The organism is Specibacter sp. NPDC078692 (genome assembly GCF_040686835.1).
Classification (GTDB): domain Bacteria; phylum Actinomycetota; class Actinomycetes; order Actinomycetales; family Micrococcaceae; genus Specibacter.
Window position 1 is genome coordinate 1 of record NZ_JBFBLV010000019.1, and the last position, 16,564, is coordinate 16,564.

General features: G+C 60.5%; 17 protein-coding genes, 7 tRNA genes and 1 riboswitch. Of the genes, 3 read left to right on the forward strand and 21 right to left on the reverse strand.

From position 1 onward, the window contains the following. Window positions 1-155: 155 nt before the first annotated feature. The 21 genes from AB0O97_RS13255 to AB0O97_RS13355 all read right to left on the reverse strand — a co-directional run bounded on the left by AB0O97_RS13255 (window position 156) and on the right by AB0O97_RS13355 (window position 15,059). Window positions 156-1,937 carry an ABC transporter ATP-binding protein gene (locus tag AB0O97_RS13255; RefSeq protein ID WP_363883281.1) on the reverse strand — a complete coding sequence of 594 codons (1,782 nt, stop codon included), beginning with the start codon at window positions 1,935-1,937 and terminating at the stop codon, window positions 156-158. Between the two features lie 172 nt (window positions 1,938-2,109). Further along, entirely contained in the window at window positions 2,110-2,880 is a 771-nt protein-coding gene (gene hisF / locus AB0O97_RS13260) for an imidazole glycerol phosphate synthase subunit HisF (protein WP_363841188.1), read from the reverse strand. A gap of 48 nt (window positions 2,881-2,928) precedes the next feature. Beyond that, window positions 2,929-3,774, reverse strand: coding sequence for an ATP phosphoribosyltransferase (gene hisG, locus AB0O97_RS13265; protein WP_363841191.1), 846 nt, complete (start codon window positions 3,772-3,774; stop codon window positions 2,929-2,931). Between the two features lie 98 nt (window positions 3,775-3,872). Next, window positions 3,873-4,136, reverse strand: a complete 264-nt coding sequence (locus AB0O97_RS13270; protein ID WP_315915692.1) for a phosphoribosyl-ATP diphosphatase — start codon at window positions 4,134-4,136, stop codon at window positions 3,873-3,875. Between the two features lie 392 nt (window positions 4,137-4,528). Beyond that, complete coding sequence (gene ribH, locus AB0O97_RS13275) at window positions 4,529-5,017, reverse strand: 6,7-dimethyl-8-ribityllumazine synthase (protein WP_363883283.1); 489 nt, start codon at window positions 5,015-5,017, stop codon at window positions 4,529-4,531. Next, on the reverse strand, window positions 5,014-5,781 hold the full coding sequence (locus AB0O97_RS13280; protein ID WP_363883285.1) for a GTP cyclohydrolase II: 768 nt from the start codon (window positions 5,779-5,781) through the stop codon (window positions 5,014-5,016). The genes ribH and AB0O97_RS13280 overlap by 4 nt, the downstream gene beginning before the upstream one ends. Further along, complete coding sequence (gene ribB / locus AB0O97_RS13285) at window positions 5,774-6,472, reverse strand: 3,4-dihydroxy-2-butanone-4-phosphate synthase (RefSeq protein ID WP_363883287.1); 699 nt, start codon at window positions 6,470-6,472, stop codon at window positions 5,774-5,776. The genes AB0O97_RS13280 and ribB overlap by 8 nt, the downstream gene beginning before the upstream one ends. Then, complete coding sequence (locus AB0O97_RS13290; RefSeq protein ID WP_363841202.1) at window positions 6,469-7,137, reverse strand: riboflavin synthase; 669 nt, start codon at window positions 7,135-7,137, stop codon at window positions 6,469-6,471. The genes ribB and AB0O97_RS13290 overlap by 4 nt, the downstream gene beginning before the upstream one ends. Before the next feature lies 1 nt (window position 7,138). Continuing rightward, on the reverse strand, window positions 7,139-8,284 hold the full coding sequence (gene ribD, locus AB0O97_RS13295) for a bifunctional diaminohydroxyphosphoribosylaminopyrimidine deaminase/5-amino-6-(5-phosphoribosylamino)uracil reductase RibD (RefSeq protein WP_363841205.1): 1,146 nt from the start codon (window positions 8,282-8,284) through the stop codon (window positions 7,139-7,141). Beyond that, complete coding sequence (gene pnuC, locus AB0O97_RS13300; RefSeq protein WP_363883289.1) at window positions 8,281-9,045, reverse strand: nicotinamide riboside transporter PnuC; 765 nt, start codon at window positions 9,043-9,045, stop codon at window positions 8,281-8,283. The genes ribD and pnuC overlap by 4 nt, the downstream gene beginning before the upstream one ends. A 127-nt stretch (window positions 9,046-9,172) precedes the next feature. Further along, window positions 9,173-9,318: riboswitch (FMN riboswitch) on the reverse strand. 138 nt (window positions 9,319-9,456) lie between these two features. Then, on the reverse strand, window positions 9,457-10,131 hold the full coding sequence (gene rpe, locus AB0O97_RS13305; protein ID WP_363841211.1) for a ribulose-phosphate 3-epimerase: 675 nt from the start codon (window positions 10,129-10,131) through the stop codon (window positions 9,457-9,459). Window positions 10,132-10,202: 71 nt separating this feature from the next. Then, window positions 10,203-11,765 (reverse strand): transcription antitermination factor NusB, encoded by a 1,563-nt coding sequence (locus tag AB0O97_RS13310; protein ID WP_363841214.1) that lies wholly within the window; start codon window positions 11,763-11,765, stop codon window positions 10,203-10,205. Further along, window positions 11,762-12,682 carry a methionyl-tRNA formyltransferase gene (locus tag AB0O97_RS13315; protein ID WP_363883291.1) on the reverse strand — a complete coding sequence of 307 codons (921 nt, stop codon included), beginning with the start codon at window positions 12,680-12,682 and terminating at the stop codon, window positions 11,762-11,764. The genes AB0O97_RS13310 and AB0O97_RS13315 overlap by 4 nt, the downstream gene beginning before the upstream one ends. Continuing rightward, window positions 12,679-13,290: a peptide deformylase gene (gene def, locus AB0O97_RS13320; protein WP_363883293.1), complete on the reverse strand. Its 612-nt coding sequence runs from the start codon at window positions 13,288-13,290 to the stop codon at window positions 12,679-12,681. The genes AB0O97_RS13315 and def overlap by 4 nt, the downstream gene beginning before the upstream one ends. 78 nt (window positions 13,291-13,368) lie before the next feature. Further along, window positions 13,369-14,211, reverse strand: a complete 843-nt coding sequence (locus tag AB0O97_RS13325; protein WP_363841222.1) for a cytochrome — start codon at window positions 14,209-14,211, stop codon at window positions 13,369-13,371. Between the two features lie 142 nt (window positions 14,212-14,353). After that, window positions 14,354-14,429: transfer RNA gene (locus AB0O97_RS13330), tRNA-Gly, on the reverse strand. Window positions 14,430-14,476: 47 nt separating this feature from the next. Then, window positions 14,477-14,548, reverse strand: a tRNA-Val gene (locus AB0O97_RS13335). 98 nt (window positions 14,549-14,646) lie between these two features. After that, a tRNA-Gly gene (locus tag AB0O97_RS13340) sits at window positions 14,647-14,719 on the reverse strand. 47 nt (window positions 14,720-14,766) lie between these two features. After that, window positions 14,767-14,838 (reverse strand) — tRNA-Val (locus AB0O97_RS13345). Between the two features lie 49 nt (window positions 14,839-14,887). Beyond that, window positions 14,888-14,961 (reverse strand) — tRNA-Cys (locus tag AB0O97_RS13350). Between the two features lie 25 nt (window positions 14,962-14,986). Then, window positions 14,987-15,059 (reverse strand) — tRNA-Gly (locus AB0O97_RS13355). 414 nt (window positions 15,060-15,473) lie between these two features. Here AB0O97_RS13355 and AB0O97_RS13360 point away from each other — a divergent pair. The 3 genes from AB0O97_RS13360 to AB0O97_RS13370 all read left to right on the forward strand — a co-directional run bounded on the left by AB0O97_RS13360 (window position 15,474) and on the right by AB0O97_RS13370 (window position 16,545). Then, a tRNA-Val gene (locus tag AB0O97_RS13360) sits at window positions 15,474-15,545 on the forward strand. Between the two features lie 370 nt (window positions 15,546-15,915). Then, window positions 15,916-16,209: a hypothetical protein gene (locus AB0O97_RS13365; protein ID WP_363841225.1), complete on the forward strand. Its 294-nt coding sequence runs from the start codon at window positions 15,916-15,918 to the stop codon at window positions 16,207-16,209. Between the two features lie 150 nt (window positions 16,210-16,359). Then, the gene (locus AB0O97_RS13370) at window positions 16,360-16,545 is read left to right on the forward strand and encodes an antitoxin (protein ID WP_363841228.1); all 186 of its coding nucleotides are present in this window, start codon (window positions 16,360-16,362) and stop codon (window positions 16,543-16,545) included. Window positions 16,546-16,564: the final 19 nt, after the last annotated feature.

The window sequence follows — 16,564 nt, forward strand, 5'->3', positions numbered from 1 at the left end:
GATGGCCGCTGCGGAATATCCATGAACAATTAACTCCTCCTGCCCAACCAACCCTGAATGAGAAAAACTCTCTCACCCAAGGCTGACACGAAGGGGCAAAGGTGACTTTTTCGCGATCGCTATCGCACTGACTAATGTTCGCCGTTTACTGTCGCTCATTCATCGGTACTTCCGGCTTGGACCTCGTGGAGATGAGAGTAGCGTCCGCTGCGTGCGATGAGTTCCTCATGGGTGCCGATCTCAACAATCTGGCCATGTTCTAGGACGACGATGCGATCGGCTTGCCTGATGGTGGACAAGCGATGGGCCACGACCAGCGTGGTCCGTCCCTTCATCAACCGGCCCAGTGCTACCTTGACGAGTTGTTCCGATTCCGGGTCTAGCGCGCTGGTGGCCTCATCTAGGAGCAAGATGCGCGGGTCACGCACGAGCGCCCGCGCGATGGCCAGACGTTGGCGTTGCCCACCCGACAAACGAGCACCACGTTCTCCGACGATCGTGTGCCAGCCTTCTGGCTGCGACTGGACGAAATCCAGCACATTGGCATCTTGCAGTGCCAAACGGATACGTTCGTCGTCGAGATGCGGGAGGCCGTAAGCAATATTCTCGCGGATGGTGCCCTCAAACAACACAGAATCCTGCGGGACCACCGAAACGAAGCGACGCACTGTTCGCAGGTCCAGAAGCTGCATATCAACACCATCTAGCAAGATCCGCCCGCTGGTGGGGCGCACAAATCCCAACACCAAATTCAGCAGTGTCGACTTGCCGGAACCGGATGAGCCTACGAACGCGACTGTTTCCCCCGCGCGAATATCCAGATCAAGTTTGTGAATCGCGTCGACCTCGGAGTCCGTATAGCGCTGACTCACCCCATCTAATCGCATGTTCCCAACGACCTTTTCAACGGCCTGTTTGCCCTCGTTCTGCTCAATATCCGGGTCTTGAAGGACCTCGGCGATGGAGCGCACTGACTCCAGCCCGCGCGCACCGACCGGAATCAGCATGAGGAGTTGAGTCAATCCCTGTGTCAGCAAGGCGAAGTAGCTCGAGAGCATCACCACCTCACCCGCAGTGATCGGAAGAAATCCGGTGAGCGAGAATACCGCGGCCAGCATCAGGCAACCCACCCCGAGCAATTGCATGGTTACCCAGGAGATCGAGGCTACGTGCCCGTTGAGCATGTCAAGGTGCAGGCCGGCACGTCGCACACCGGCGGCACTGCTGGAAACACGGGTCACCGCCGTCTTTTCGAGACCGTGGGCCCTTGTCACGGGGATCAGTGAAGCCATCTCGCCAACTCGCGCCGCGAAGCCCTCGATCTCCATGCGGAAATTCTCATTGCGTGAACGTGATCGATTGCGCATGCCAAAGCGGATACCGATGGCGATAGGTACCGTGAGTGCGTAGACAGGTAGGAATTGGGGCACGGCAATGGCCGTCATCGTGATGGCACCGCCCATGACCATGACTGCCGACAGTAGCGGGTGGGTCACCTGCTGGAGCATCAACTCAACATTTTCGACATCGCGCACCACCTTGGTCTGCACAATCGATGAGTTCACCCGGGTGTGATAGCCGATCGACAAACTCTGCAGCCGGGCAGCCAAGTCGTTTCGAAGCATGGAACCGGTGTCGCGCACCACCGTCATGAAATTCCGAGTGTAAATAATGTGGTTGGGGTAATTCTGGATCAGCAGTACCGCGGCGAGAAGACTCCACCACAGCACCGATTCAACCGGTCCGCCAACTGTGACAATGTCAATAATCGCTGCCGTGATGACCGGCAGAAACCACAACGGGATTTCCTTCAGCGCAAAGGCAAACACAGCAACGCCCATCCGCTTTGGTCGACGCAACAGGAGCCGGAGGACAGAGCGAATCGGACGGGCTCCGTCAACGACAGACATCGGCTGGGAAAGCGCTTTCATTGGCATAGGGATAACTGTAGCAAGAGCCTGCCACGTTGCCGCTGTGCACGCGCTTTAGGCACGAAACTATGGAGACATAGCCGACACCCATCCGCAGAAAACTCACTAAAGCACTAAGGGGCTCACATCGTTTAAGATATGAGCCCCTTAGTAGCTGGCGGTGATAGAGAACTGCGTACTAGCGGACCTCGTACCCGGCGTCGCGGATGGCCTTCTTGACGTCGGCGATAGCGCTGTCGGGTCCGAAGTGGAACACTGAGGCAGCCAGCACGGCGTTGGCACCGGCCGCAACGGCCGGCGGGAAGTGCTCGGGCTTGCCTGCACCACCGGAAGCGATGATGGGGATGTGCACGGCGGCGCGGACCAAACGGATCAGCTCCAAATCGAAGCCGTCCTTGGTGCCATCGGCGTCGATCGAGTTCAGCAGGATCTCCCCCACACCCCGATCGGCAGCCTCCTTGGCCCACTCAATCGCATCCATGCCGGTGCCCTTGCGCCCACCATGGGTGGTCACTTCAAAGCCCGACGGCGTAATCCCACCCTGTGTGCGGCGCGCGTCAACGCTCAGCACCAGAACCTGTGAACCGAAGCGGTGAGTGATCTCATCAATAACGGCCGGACGGGCAATGGCTGCCGTGTTGATGGAGGCCTTGTCCGCACCGTAGCGCAGGAGCTTATCGACGTCGGACACCTCGCGGACACCGCCACCCACCGTCAGGGGGATGAAGATCTGCTCGGCGGCGCGGGAGACCACATCAAAGGTGGTCTCCCTGTTGCCGGAGGATGCGGTGACGTCAAGGAACGTCAGCTCATCTGCCCCAGCGCGGTCGTACCGCTGTGCGAGCTCAACGGGATCTCCGGCGTCGCGCAGGTTCTGGAACTTAACGCCCTTGACCACGCGGCCGGCGTCGACGTCCAGGCAAGGAATGACTCGGATGGCAACACTCATGGCATGTACCTTCTTTGAATGAAGTTGTGGGACGGCTCTGGGATTGGGTTAGATCCGGCAGGCGTGGATGTTGCTGACCAGGATGGCGCGGGCGCCAAGGTCGTAGAGTTCGTCCATGATGCGGTTGGTGTCCTTGGCCAGAACCATGGAGCGCACGGCCACCCAGTCGGTGTCGCGCAAGGGCGATACGGTGGGTGATTCCAGGCCGGGAGTCAGTGCCGTGGCGCGGTCTAGGACCGTCTTGGGGGCATCGTAGTCAAGGAGCACATACTGGCGCGCAACCAGAACGCTGTGCAGGCGACGGATCAAAACTTCTAGGCCGGGAGGCGGGGTTACGCCGCGGCGGCCAATGAGCAGCGCCTCGGAGTTCAGGATGGGCTCGCCAAAGATTTCCATGCCAGCGGCCCGGAGGGTGCTGCCGGTTTCTACGACATCAGCAATGGCATCAGCCACGCCCAAGCGAACCGAGGATTCCACGGCGCCATCGAGGCGGACCACCGAGGCGTTGATGCCTAGTTCTGCCAGGTATTCACGCAGCAAGCCATCGTAACTGGTGGCCAGGCGCTTGCCCTCAAGTTCGGCGGCGCTGGAGAAGTGGCCCACGGGACCGGCAAAGCGGAAGGTGGAGCGGGCGAACCCTAAGGGCAGCAGTTCCTCGGCATCAACCTGTGCGTCCATGAGCAGGTCGCGGCCGGTGATGCCAACATCCAGGGTGCCTGCGCCAACGTAAACGGCAATATCGCGGGGACGGAGGAAGAAGAATTCAACATTGTTCTCGGGGTCAACCATGACCAGTTCGCGGGAATCGCGGCGCTGACGGTAGCCAGCCTCCGCCAACATCGCTGAAGCAGCTTCGGACAGGGCACCCTTGTTGGGGACGGCAACACGCAGCATGGAGATCAATTCTTTCAGGTAGGTAAAAGCGAAAAGGTTGTTGGCACTGATTTCAAGTGCTTCATTCAGGGGTCAGTTCAAGCAGCCACGGGATGTGGCTAGAGATGCTTGTAAACGTCCTGAAGGGTCAACCCTTTAGCGATCATCATGACCTGCAGGTGGTAGAACAGCTGGGAAATCTCCTCGGCGCAGGCTTCTTCCGATTCATACTCGGCAGCCATCCACACCTCGGCGGCTTCCTCAACCACTTTCTTGCCGATACCGTGGACGCCGGAATCAAGTTCGGCGACGGTACGGGAGCCAGCGGGCCGGGCTGCGGCTTTCGCACTGAGCTCATCAAAAAGAGATTCGAAGGTCTTCACGCAGTCCACCTTACTGGGTTTGGCTCATGATCGCGGATTCTGAGACGCCCAGCGTCCAGCATGCGGACAACCTGAAGGCGGTTGCGTCCGTCAACGAGCGGCTGCGGGCGCCTCTTTCATCGCTTATGCGCAAAACTCCCGCTAGGTCCAGCGCATAAACGCTTCGGCGAAGAACCCAGACCCAGTCCAGCGCATAATGGCACGGAGCTGGCCAGCCATGGCAGCCACTCTCACTCATGCGCCGAACTTTTGGCAGGTTCGGCGCATAAACGTTTCTGCGGATTGCCGCACTGAAGCTGCGTACCGTTATGTGACAACAGTGCGTAGCTCCAAGAGTGGCGCACCGTTCGAACGTAACCGGACGCAGCTTCAAAGTGCGCGCGAGTACCTAGTTAAACTCCCAAACCGGCCAGCGTCAGCGCGGTGGCCAGGGCAGCCGTGACGGCTTCGTGGCCCTTGTCCTCCACTGAACCCGGCAACCCTGCACGGGCAAGACCCTGTTCCTCGGTATCGCAGGTCAATACGCCGAAGCCCACCGGCACGCCCGTGCGAACACTGACGTCGGTGAGGCCCATGGTCGCGGCCTGGCACACGTAGTCGAAGTGCGGCGTGCCACCACGGATCACCACGCCCAAGGCCACCACCGCGTCAAACTTCGGCGCCAGCCGCGCCGCCGCAACGGGCAGTTCGAAGGCACAGGGAACCCGCACCACCACAGGGTTGTCAATGCCGGCGTCGGCTGCACCACGCAGGGCACCTGCCAACAAGCCGTCCATGATTTCCGTGTGCCAGCTGGCGGCAACGATGGCTAGCTGCAGCCCCGCCGCCCGTGATTTTTCTGCCGGGTCAAATCCAATAACAGGTGCTCCATGGCCGCTCATACTGTGTGTCCTTCCGTTGTATCACTGACGTTGTGGGTAGCTGCTGTGCCATTCTGCTCGAAGGCGTCATCGAGCGTTAGTGCGTGGTGCATGCGGTCGCGCTTGGTCACCAAGTAGCGGAGGTTTTCGCTGCGGGCGGGGATTATTGCCGGCACCATGGCCACTACCTCGATGCCCCGGCTGGCAAGATCAGCTTCCTTCAGCGGGTTGTTGCTCAGCAGCGCAATGCGGGTGAGCCCTAGCGCCGTCAAGATGCCCGCCGCAGCCGAGTAGTCGCGTGCGTCAACGGGCAGACCCAGCTGTTCGTTGGCTTCCACCGTATCGGCGCCGGATTCTTGCAGACTGTACGCGCGGATCTTGTTTGCGAGCCCGATCCCCCGCCCCTCATGTCCGCGCAGGTACACCAGGGTGCCGCCGCGCCGATGAATTTCTTCTAAAGCGTGGTCCAGCTGTTCTCCGCAATCGCAGCGATAGGAACCAAAGACGTCGCCCGTGAGGCATTCCGAGTGCAGCCGCACCAGAGGTACGACGGCGTCTGCCGGACCCGTGTTGTTTGCCTCACCTGACGCTGGCTCACCTGAACCTGGCTCACCTGGCGTCAGGCCACCGACCGAGGCCTCACCTGAATTTAATTCGCACGGGGCACTGAGACTCAGGTGCTCGGCACCCGTGCCCGCATCAATCCAAGCCTGAACGGAGAACGTGCCAAAGCGGGTGGGCAGGGCCACCACTGGCCCACCGGTGACGATGCATTCCTCAGACATGATCGCCCTCGGATGTGTTGAGAGCGGCACTGTTGAGAGCTGCGGTGTTCAGCGCGCCCGCCCCGAGGGCCCCGGCGTCCTGCTCGGCCAAATAGGCCACGAGGTCTGCAATGGAAATCAGCACCAGAGACTGGTCATATGCAAATTCTCGCAACCCTTCCAAACGAACCATTTCGCCAAGGTCATCCACCACTTCGGCGATAACGCCCACGGGCTCGCACCCTGCTAGTTTGCACAGTTCCACAGCAGCTTCGGTATGCCCGGGACGTTGACGCACTCCCCCAGCTACGGAGCGCAGCGGGAAAATATGCCCAGGACGTGTGATGGATGCGGCCGTTGACGACGGGTCAGCCAAGACGCGCGCAGTCAGTGACCTGTCGGTGGCACTGATACCAGTCGACATGCCCAACGCTGCATCGCAGCTGACGGTGTAAGCAGTGCCTTTGGCGTCCTGATTGACCGCCACCATGGGCGGCAGCGCTAGGCGATCGGCATGGCTGTCGTCCATGGGAATGCAGATGACTCCGGAGGTGTAGCGAATGGTCCAGCCCATGAGGGCCGGGGTGCTGTGCTGGGCGGCGAAAATAATGTCGCCTTCGTTCTCGCGGTCCTCGTCATCAACCACCACCACTGCTTCACCGCGGGCCATCGCAGCAATGGCTAGCGGGATCGGATCCAAGATGGTGCTCATGACGAGCCGTCTGTCACGGTTGGCGCCTGGGTCGGCGTCGGCGCCGGAGAAACGCTCTGGAATTCCAGTAACCGAGCCGTGTACTTGGCCAGCACGTCAACTTCCAGGTTGACAGCGCCACCAGGCACTTTCTCGCCCAAACCGGTATTAGCCAAGGTGACCGGAATCAGCCCCACTTCAAACCACTGTTCGGACTCGGCGGCCGGGCTCACAGCCGTCACAGTCAAAGAAACTCCATCAATAGCAATGGAGCCCTTTTCGGCGACATAACGGGAAAGCTCGGTCGGAATTGAGAAACGCAGACGCTCCCAGTTGCCGAGGTTTTCGCGCTCCAGCAATGCACCGGTGCCATCCACATGGCCCTGGACCACATGGCCGTCCAGCCGTCCGCCAGCAGGCACGCAGCGTTCGAGGTTGACCACATCCCCGCTAACAAGGGAACCGGTTGTGGTGCGTGTGAGCGTTTCGCCCATGACATCCATCTCGATGGTGTCCCCCACCAGCCGGGTGGCGGTCAGGCACACTCCATTGACGGCGAGGGAGCCGCCCAGTTCCAGACCGTCCAGCTGCGCGCCGGCTTCGAGAACCAGTACGGCGCTGCCGGATTCAGGAGCGCCCTGCAAGGCGAGGACTGTGCCTCGGCCAGCAATAATTCCAGTAAACATCTCAGCTTCCTTGCTCGCTGGCGGGCACCTTGGCCGGCATCAGCGTCAATTTCAAGTCCGGACCCAGGAGTTCCACGGGGCCGGTTGTGGTGGCATCCCATTCCCAGCGCTGCGCCTGCTCCAGCGTGCCGACACCCAGATCGGTGAGGGCAGGAATGCCTGAACCCAGGAGGGTTGGTGCCAGATAAACGACCAGTTCATCCACCAGCCCTTGGGCAAGGAACGCGGCGTTGATGAGCGCGCCTCCCTCAATCATGAGGTGGCCCACCCCGCGTCCGTGGAGTTCACGCACGACGGCGGCCGGATCGTGAGTGTGCAGGGCCAGAAAGTCATCATCACCCAGGCGGTCCGGGCTGCTTGGGGTGCCAGAGGCGCCCCTCACCGCGGCGTCGGCCGGGATTTCACGCATACCCATGACCACTCGCAGCGGCTGTTGTGCCGCGTCCGAACCATCAGCTGCGCGTGCCGTGAGGCGCGGGTTATCTGCCATGACGGTTCCGGTGCCCACCACAATGGCGTCAACCCGGGCCCGCAATTCGTGCGAGTCCTGGCGTGATGCCTGCGAGGTGATCCACTGGCTGGTGCCATCAACGGCGGCGATCCGGCCGTCAACTGTCTGGGCCAACCGAGCCGTAATGAACGGTCGGTTTTCGCGGACAGCCACGAACCAGCGGCGATTGAGGTCTTCCGCTTCGGCGGCCATGAGGCCCATGCGCACGTTGATGCCTTCGTTACGGAGGATCTGCGCCCCTCCGGCGGCCGGTATGTGTGGGTCCGCAACGGCGTAAACAACGTTGCCAATCCCGGCATCCAAAATGGCTTGAGTGCAGGGGCCCGTGCGGCCCACATGGCTGCACGGCTCAAGGGTCACAATGAGTGTGGCAGCAGAGAGGTCGCGCTTGACTCCGGTGCCCAACAAACGGTTAATGACATCCGCTTCGGCGTGGGGCGATCCGGCACCCTTGTGATAGCCAATGGCCAGGAATGTTCCGTCGGAGTCAATGATGACAGCACCCACCAACGGGTTTGAGCTGCGCACACCCTGACGGGCTGCAGAGAGAGCAGTTTCCATGCCCAACGTCTCGGCTGAGGTGAAGTACTCGGGCTCGTTCTTGAAGGAATCATCGTCGATGGTGTCAAAGATCATTTTTTGGCCTCTCTGTTGCTCACAGTGTTGCTCGCTGTGTTGCTCACGGTTATGTCAGGGAACGTTGCGTCAACTGACACCTGCCGGGCTTGGGCATCTGCGTTGCGCCGCACCCTCCACCATACGAAGAAACCGGCCAAAGTAAATGCACCATAGAAGACATACATGAAGGCCGAGGCGTAATATCCGGCGCTGAACAGCAGCGGCACACCCACCAAGTCCACCGCGACCCAAATCAGCCAGAACTCGACCCAGCCTTTGGCCATGCCGTAGGTAGCGAGGAGGGAGCCCATGAAGATCCAGGCGTCGGCCCAGACCGGTTCGTAGGATCCCAGCGCAGTGAAGATAGGTGTGAGAATGGCAGTTCCGCCCACCATGGCAGCCACCAAGAGCCACCGTACCCGGGCCCCAGCCCAGCGGGGCTCAACGGCTTCGCCTACGTGAGTGCCGGCGTCGTTCTTCTGGTGGCGGGTCTGATTCCAGCGCTGCCAGCCGTAAATGGAGACGGCGATGAACATGATTTGGCGTCCGGCCTGGCCCAGCAGGTTCACGTGGTCGGGCGATCCGAAGACCGAGCCCATGAAGACGGTGAAGAGCAGCAGGTTGCCGATGATGCCCACCGGCCAGGCCCAGATTTTACGGCGCATACCGCCGAGGGCGCTGGCGAGCCCAAAAAGATTGCCTATGACTTCGCGCCAGAGGAGGAATCCGCCGTCGGCGAATTCTAGTTTGGCGTCAAAGAGCCATCGCAGAAAGTCCATCGTTACCTTGCCCTTTCGAGACCGCGATGGCTCCGGGGGTAACGTACAGAAAAGGCGCAGGGTGCAGGAATAGTGGCGGATTTTTGGCTTACTTCCACCACACCCCTGACCTGACGGTCAAGACTGTATCGTGCTTCTCCCATCCAGACTTTAACTGTCGGTTCCGGAATTTCACCAGATCAACCGTGCGCTGCGTGGCTGTTTCCAGCTGGCTGCGCGCGGGTCGCGGACTATAACCGCCGGTTCGGAATTACACCGACCCCGGAGCACGTGATACTGCATTTGCGCACCCGCGGTTGCGGGCGACTTTTTTCTTATTATGACACCTTTTATGGTGCCAAGCTTCATGTTGTTACAAGTTGGGACGATCCGGGTTTATTCCGGCACGCCCGAACATGTTTTAGCAGAGGGTTAGCCGAAGGCCAGTTGGCCCTTGGCGCGCAGGGATTCAATGGCTTCGGCAGGTGATGCCTTGCCGTAGACGGCGGAGCCGGCCACGAATACGTTGGCGCCGGCTTCGGCCGCACGGGTGATGGTTTCCTCGGTGATGCCGCCGTCAACCTGGATGGCGACGTTGACGCCACTGCCCTCAATGGCCGCACGGGCGCGCCGAATCTTGGGCAGCGTCACGTCCAAAAATGCCTGTCCACCAAAGCCCGGCTCCACCGTCATGATCAGCAACATGTCCAGCTCTTCGAGCATGTCCAGATAAGGTTCGACGGCGGTTGCCGGGCGCAGCGCCATGCCCGCCTTCGCGCCCCTGGCACGCAGTTCCCGAGCCAGTTTGATGGGGGCGTCGGAGGCTTCCACGTGGAAGGTCACCGAGGCTAGACCCGCGTCTGCATAAAGCGGCGCCCAGCGGTCCACGTCGGCGATCATCAGGTGCGCGTCCAAGGGAATGGGGCTGACCTGCTGAATGCGTTCCACAACGGGCAACCCGATGGTCAGATTAGGCACAAAACGGTTATCCATGACGTCCACGTGGACGGCGTCGGCGTTGGAAATCCGGGCAAGTTCGGCTTGCAGATTCACAAAGTCGGCGGAGAGGATGCTGGGGTTGATGCAGCAGGCAAGGGGTGCGCTCACGAAAGTTACCTCATCTATTGTGCGGGGATTGTTGGGCTGGCGGTTCAGTTCTTAGGCCGAGTCCTTGCGGATCAATTCTTGCGGATCAGAGCCAAGAACATGGCATCGCTCTGGTGGATATGCGGCCACAGCTGGGCCATCATCCGGTGTCCGGGAACGGAGGCTGTGGTGTTGCCGGCGCCCACGGAACCGCTGATGCTGGCCGCATCAAGGGCGGCACCGGCATCGATCAGCTCCAGTTCAGGACGCTTGCGCATGGCGTCTTCAACCACGGCGATGGTTTCGGCAATATGCGGCGAACAGGTCACATAGGCCACCACTCCCCCGGGTTTGACGGCGTCAAGTGCCGAGGTGAGCAGCTCACGCTGCAGCGGGCCCAGCTCGGTGACGTCGGAGAGCTTGCGGCGCCAGCGTGATTCGGGACGGCGGCGCAAGGCACCCAGACCTGTGCAGGGCGCATCGACCAGGATGCGATCGAACGCGCCGGGGTGCTCCTTACCAATGTCGCGGCCGTCTCCGGTCCGTACCGTCCAGGCGTCCTGCGGAACAGGGGCCAATGCCTGCGAAACAAGTTTGGCGCGGTGAGGAGCCGGCTCGTTAGCCAGCAACCAAGCATTCTTTTGTGCGGCCAAGGCAGCCAGCAGGGCTGCTTTACCACCCGGTCCGGCGCACAGATCAAGCCAGCGCTCCTCGCCGTCGTTCTTCTCAGCGGAGATCTCTACGCCAGCCAAGGCACGGGCCACCAGCTGCGAGCCGGCGTCCTGAACGCGGACGGAGCCGTCGCGGACACTGTCAAGGCGACCCAAATCGCCACCGGATGAGAGCGCGGAATCGGCCACGAGCTCGCCCGGGGTGAAGCCAGCTTCGAAGGCTTCAGAGAGATCGCCCAAACCGGGCAGGGCCACAAGATTGACCACGGGGGCGGCGTTGTCGGCTTCCAGCAGGGCTGTGATTTCGGAGACGTCGCGACCGTGAGCCACCAGCGCCTGGCGCATCGCACGGACGATCCACTCGGGGTGAGCGTGCTCAATGGAGGCGATCTTGACGTCGTCGCTCAGGCCCTCGGTGAGCTGTTCAATCCATTCCGGGAGTTCCTTGGCTGCAACCTTACGCAGCACGGCATTGACCAGACCGGACGGCCCGGCCCCAATCACGGCACGGGCCAGACCAACGGTCTGATCCAGGGCGGCGTGGGTGGGCACGCGCATGGCCATGAGCTGGTGGGCGCCAATGCGCAGCGCGTCCAGAATGGCGGGGTCCAGTTCGCTGAGAGGACGGTCAACGCAGGTGGCCAAAATGGCGTCGTAGGTGCCTTGGGCACGTAGCGCGCCGTAGGTCAGCTCGGTGGCGAAACCGGCGTCGCGGCGATCCAATCCGTGCTTGCGGATACGGGCCGGCAACACCAGGTTGGCGTACGCGTCATCGGCAGAGACAGCGCGGAGCACCTCGAAGGCCACCAACCGCGCGGGGTCGGCCACGCGGGTGCGCTGGCCCGGCGCGGTCTCGGTCCGGTTGCGGCCGGTGCTACGGTTGCGTTCGCGCCCGGAATCATCACGACGCCGGACGCCGCCGCCTTGGCTGTTGCCCTGGTGGCTGCTCTGGTGGCTGGAACGCCCGCCTTGCTCGCTGGTCATTCAAACACCACATCTTCCTTGTTGCCTAGGCCGCGGGCCCAGTCTGTTGCCTTCATAAGTTTTTTACCTGCAGGTTGCACGTCCACGAGCTCCACGGCGTGCGATCCGGTGCCCACCACAACGGTTTTCCCACTGATGAGTAGTTGCCCGGGTACCAAATCTGTTACGTCCGGACGCATCAGCACAGGTCCCAGTTTGAAACGCTGTCCAGCCAACATGGTCCACGCGCCGGGTTCGCTGGTGACTCCCCGGATACGGCGGTTGATGGCCAGTGCTGGTTCGCCCCAGGCCACGTGGCCGTCTTCAAGTGTGAGCTTGGGAGCCAGCGAGATCTCGCCTTGCTGGGGAATCCCGGTCAGGGCTCCGGCGCCGATGCCGTCAATGGTCTGTGCCAACAGGATTGCTCCACTGTGTGAGAGCCGTTCAAGTAGGGCGGCGCTGGTGTCGGTGGGCCGAATCGTCTCTGTCATGGTGCCGTAGACCGGGCCAGTGTCGAGTCCCTTTTCGAGCAGAAACGTCGAGGCGCCGGTGATCTCGTCGCCGTTAATGACGGAGTGCTGCACGGGTGCCGCACCGCGCCAGGCTGGCAACAGTGAGAAGTGCAGGTTGATCCAGCCGTGCGTGGGCAGGGTCAGTGCGGAGGCTGGGATCAGGGCACCGTAGGCAACAATGGCGGCCACCTCGGGGGCCGCGGCGGCGATGGCCGCGGCAGCTTCGGCGTCGATCTTGTCTGCCTTGATGACGGGCAGGCCCAGCTCTTGGGCGCGGGCAGCAACGGGCGACGGCGTCATGACCCTTTTGCGGCCCAGCGGCGCGTCGGGACGAGTCAGCACGGCGACGATCTCATGGCCTGCCTCGCGCAGGACTTCCAGGGACGGTAACGCTACGGCGGGGGTTCCGGCAAAGAGGACCCTCATTGGGCGGCTCCTGCGCCGGTGCCAGCACCAGCACTAGCGCCCGCGCCTGCACCGAATGAGCCACCAAAGGCGGAGCCCACAGTCTTGGCGCGCTTGGCTACGGTTTCATTTGTAACATCGTGATAGTTCGCCGTGCGAATGGCCCGGAGCGCGTCCTTGCGGTCCTCACCTTCGAGTCGATCAACATACAGCTTGCCGTTGAGGTGATCTGTTTCGTGCTGGAAGCACTTGGCCAAGGTGCCTGTGGCTTCCATGTCCAGCGGCTTGCCGTGCTGATCAACCCCGGTGATACGCACCCAGCGCTGGCGAGACACGGTGTAGCCAAGTCCGGGCACGGAGAGGCATCCCTCTGGCTCGCCGGGGGCCATATCGTCGCTGGCCACCAACACCGGGTTGATGATGTGCCCTTCGGCACCGTCCACGGAGTAAGTAAAGATGCGCTTGTTGACACCGATCTGGGGTGCGGCCAGCCCGGCTCCACGGACATCGTGCATGGTTTCGGTCATGTCGGAAATCAACTTGGCCAGCTCGGGGCCAAAGTCGCTCACTTCCTCGGCAACGGTTCGCAGGATAGGGTCGCCAATGATGCGAATGCTCAGGATGGCCATGGGAGGGCACCTCACTTTGGAATTGATGCAGGCCGAATCAGGCCTGTGGAACTGCTTTGGGACAAGTCTAGTTGGCGGTTACTGCCCGGGAGGCGCAATATCGAGCAATGGAGTACCCGCTTCTGCCGCTTCCAATGAGGTTTGCCACACTCGCCGCAATGAGGCGAACTTGAACCAGTGCGCTTTCAGGACCTGAGGGTTGGCCTGCAAGGTGCGAACTTCCGTTTCGCCAATGGCTACGCCCAGCAGGATGGGATCTTGACCGTATTTCCAGGCCTCCCAGGTGCCGGCTGCCTCGTCAATGATCGACTCTTCGGCCTTCATCCCGGCCACGAGCTGCATGACCACCTTCGCATCCAGGCTCTTGACCTGACCGTTGCGGTCGGTGCCCTTGGTCTTGTAATCGATGATGCACAAACGTCCACCAATAGTCGCCACTAGGTCCAAGGTTCCGGCATAGCCCAGAGTCTCATTCCACACGGTGATTTCCGGGCGCAGCGGCTGGACGTTATATTCGCTCCACCAGTTGTCAAAGCGGAGCGCAAAGTTCTCTTCGCCGTGTTCGGCCAGCGATTCCTTGGCTTCGGCCAGCTGGTGTGGCATATCCAAGGCGCGCAAAGCCACCTGTTCGCAGTAGTTATGAACCCTGTCTCCACGGGCCGCAGCGGCATCGCGAAACTGTTCGGCGGCGTTGGAGCTGTCGCGTACTACAGTGCGCAACTGACCGGGATTACCCACGGCTGAACTTAGATCGGGGTGTTTCACCACGGCCGTGGCCGCCATGTATCCGATCCATCCATCCAAAGACGTGGATTGTTGCCCAATCACTGTGGTGATGGAGGGGACCTTGGGCGGGTCTTGCAGGGAACGGGCGTACATGCGCCCTAATTCTGTGCTGTGGGCCAAAGCTGGAGCTGTCATGCTTCTACTATTCCACTTCCGTCCGACACTGTGCCGCAGGTGATCCGCAGCCTGTGGACAAGTCAGGACCGGCAGCTATGGCCGGCGCTTCGTTGGACAATAAAAAAACTGCCGAACCCCTGGGGATTCGGCAGTCTTTAGATGGAGCGGTTGACGAGATTCGAACTCGCGACATCCACCTTGGCAAGGTGGTGCTCTACCAGCTGAGCTACAACCGCATTACTACTTCTCAGATTGCTCTGAAGGAATGAACTACATTCATCCGTGGGCGATACTGGGATCGAACCAGTGACCTCTTCCGTGTCAGGGAAGCGCGCTACCGCTGCGCCAATCGCCCAATGATTTCATGTGAATGAAAGCCGTGGTCTTGCATGGAGTTGCCCTGCATGGAACTGCCGGAACCCAAGGATTCCGGCAGTCTCACAACATTTTCCGAGCGGTTGACGAGATTCGAACTCGCGACATCCACCTTGGCAAGGTGGTGCTCTACCAGCTGAGCTACAACCGCATTACTACTTCTCAGATTGCTCTGAAGGAATGAACTACATTCATCCGTGGGCGATACTGGGATCGAACCAGTGACCTCTTCCGTGTCAGGGAAGCGCGCTACCGCTGCGCCAATCGCCCAAATGCATCTCGCTGAACTATACAGCAAAATACTTTTGGATCAGCCAAATGGAGGTGGGAACGGGATTCGAACCCGTGTGCACGGATTTGCAGTCCGTTGCCTCGCCTCTCGGCCACCCCACCATGCGAACTGAAATGGTGTCATGCGAGCGGTTGACGAGATTCGAACTCGCGACATCCACCTTGGCAAGGTGGTGCTCTACCAGCTGAGCTACAACCGCATAAGCGACATTTTCTTCCCTCGGCGTTTCCGCTTCGGTAGTCCGTGTTGCTGCGGTGAAAACATTACATGAGCAGAATCCGAAACACCAAATCGAACATCCTCGCGAACCCTCGAGAGCAGACCCAACCGCCACGCTTCGTTGAGTTGGTGCGGATCTGAGGTTTCCCATTCGAATTACAAAGGTGTCATTTAGACCCACTTTGGGCCCATTTGGGGGCGCCGCGGAGAAAATTTATCGTGAGGCCATCGTCACATCTTGTTCCATCAGGCAAGCGCTGAGAGGCCCCGCCTGGCTCGGCTCACGTTCCTGTCATGTTCCTGCAGGAGCGATTATGAGTAGGGGAAAGTTTGGGCTATTGTTTTCAACGCACCAAGGATCACGCATAGCCCTTCAGGGATGTGCACGTGAATTGGGCGATTGGCGCAGTGGTAGCGCGTTCCGTTCACACCGGAGAGGTCGCTGGTTCGAACCCAGTATCGCCCACATAAAAGAAAGCCCTTCTGCTCAGCACACACGCTGAGGAGAAGGGCTTTTTCGTGCCAGAAATGGGGGATCCCCGGGTTAGCGGGTTAGCGGCCAAAATGTGTGTACAGCCCGGGCGTGTCAGTGGGTTCTGCTTCGAAACAGCAGATGATGCGCTGAGCCTGGTCGAAACTGCAGAAGACGCGACAAATTCGCGATTTTCATCGCATCATCTGCGTTTTCAAATCCAGCCCGTAACCACATAGCGGCCGTCCCGTCCAGCGCAGCCACCATTGCCTGACCGGTGGCCTAGCCCGTCGAGACCCCCGAGCACTAACTCCAAACCTGGAGCTCCGAATCTTTGTCAGTGCCTGCCGGTAGCGTGCCCTGCATGGTGAGTGAAGACATGGTGAGTGTAGAAGTGACGATGAGCAGCGGTGGCCCGATTTCTTTTGTCAGGGGCGGCAGGATGTGGCATGTGGGCGTGCAGCCCGTGCGCTGGTTCGAACGGGTGGATTGGTGGCACACTGCCCGGCGCTTACCTCGCCTCATGGACGTGGAAGTGTGGCAGGTGCAGGCAAGGATCGGCCACAACCCAAAGACTCCCCTGGTCACCTTTGAACTAGTGCTTGGTCAAGACCGGGCCACGTGGAGCGTCCGCTCAATGGCTACGATCGCCGCGTAGTGATGAATACACAGGGATGACACATAGGAGTGAAATCAGCCCTTCAGCCTTCGGCACAATTGAAAGAAATGTCGTTGACAACGTGAGGACAGCCACTAGGCTAGAAAAAGTTGGGGCGCCAATAGCCCCAGGAGCGAAGGGAGGTGCCTTTTGTCTATTTTTGACGATATCAAGGGCAAGGCCGAAGGACTGATCAACGGCAACGAAGATGCTATCAAGGGTGGCATCGAAAAGGCTGGTGACTTTGTTGACGGGAAGACCGGCGACAAGTTCAAGGATCAGGTGGACGGAGTCCAGAAAGCAGCGTCAGACTTTGTAGATGGCGCAGGCAAGTAGCCTGACCCCTTCGCCCTGT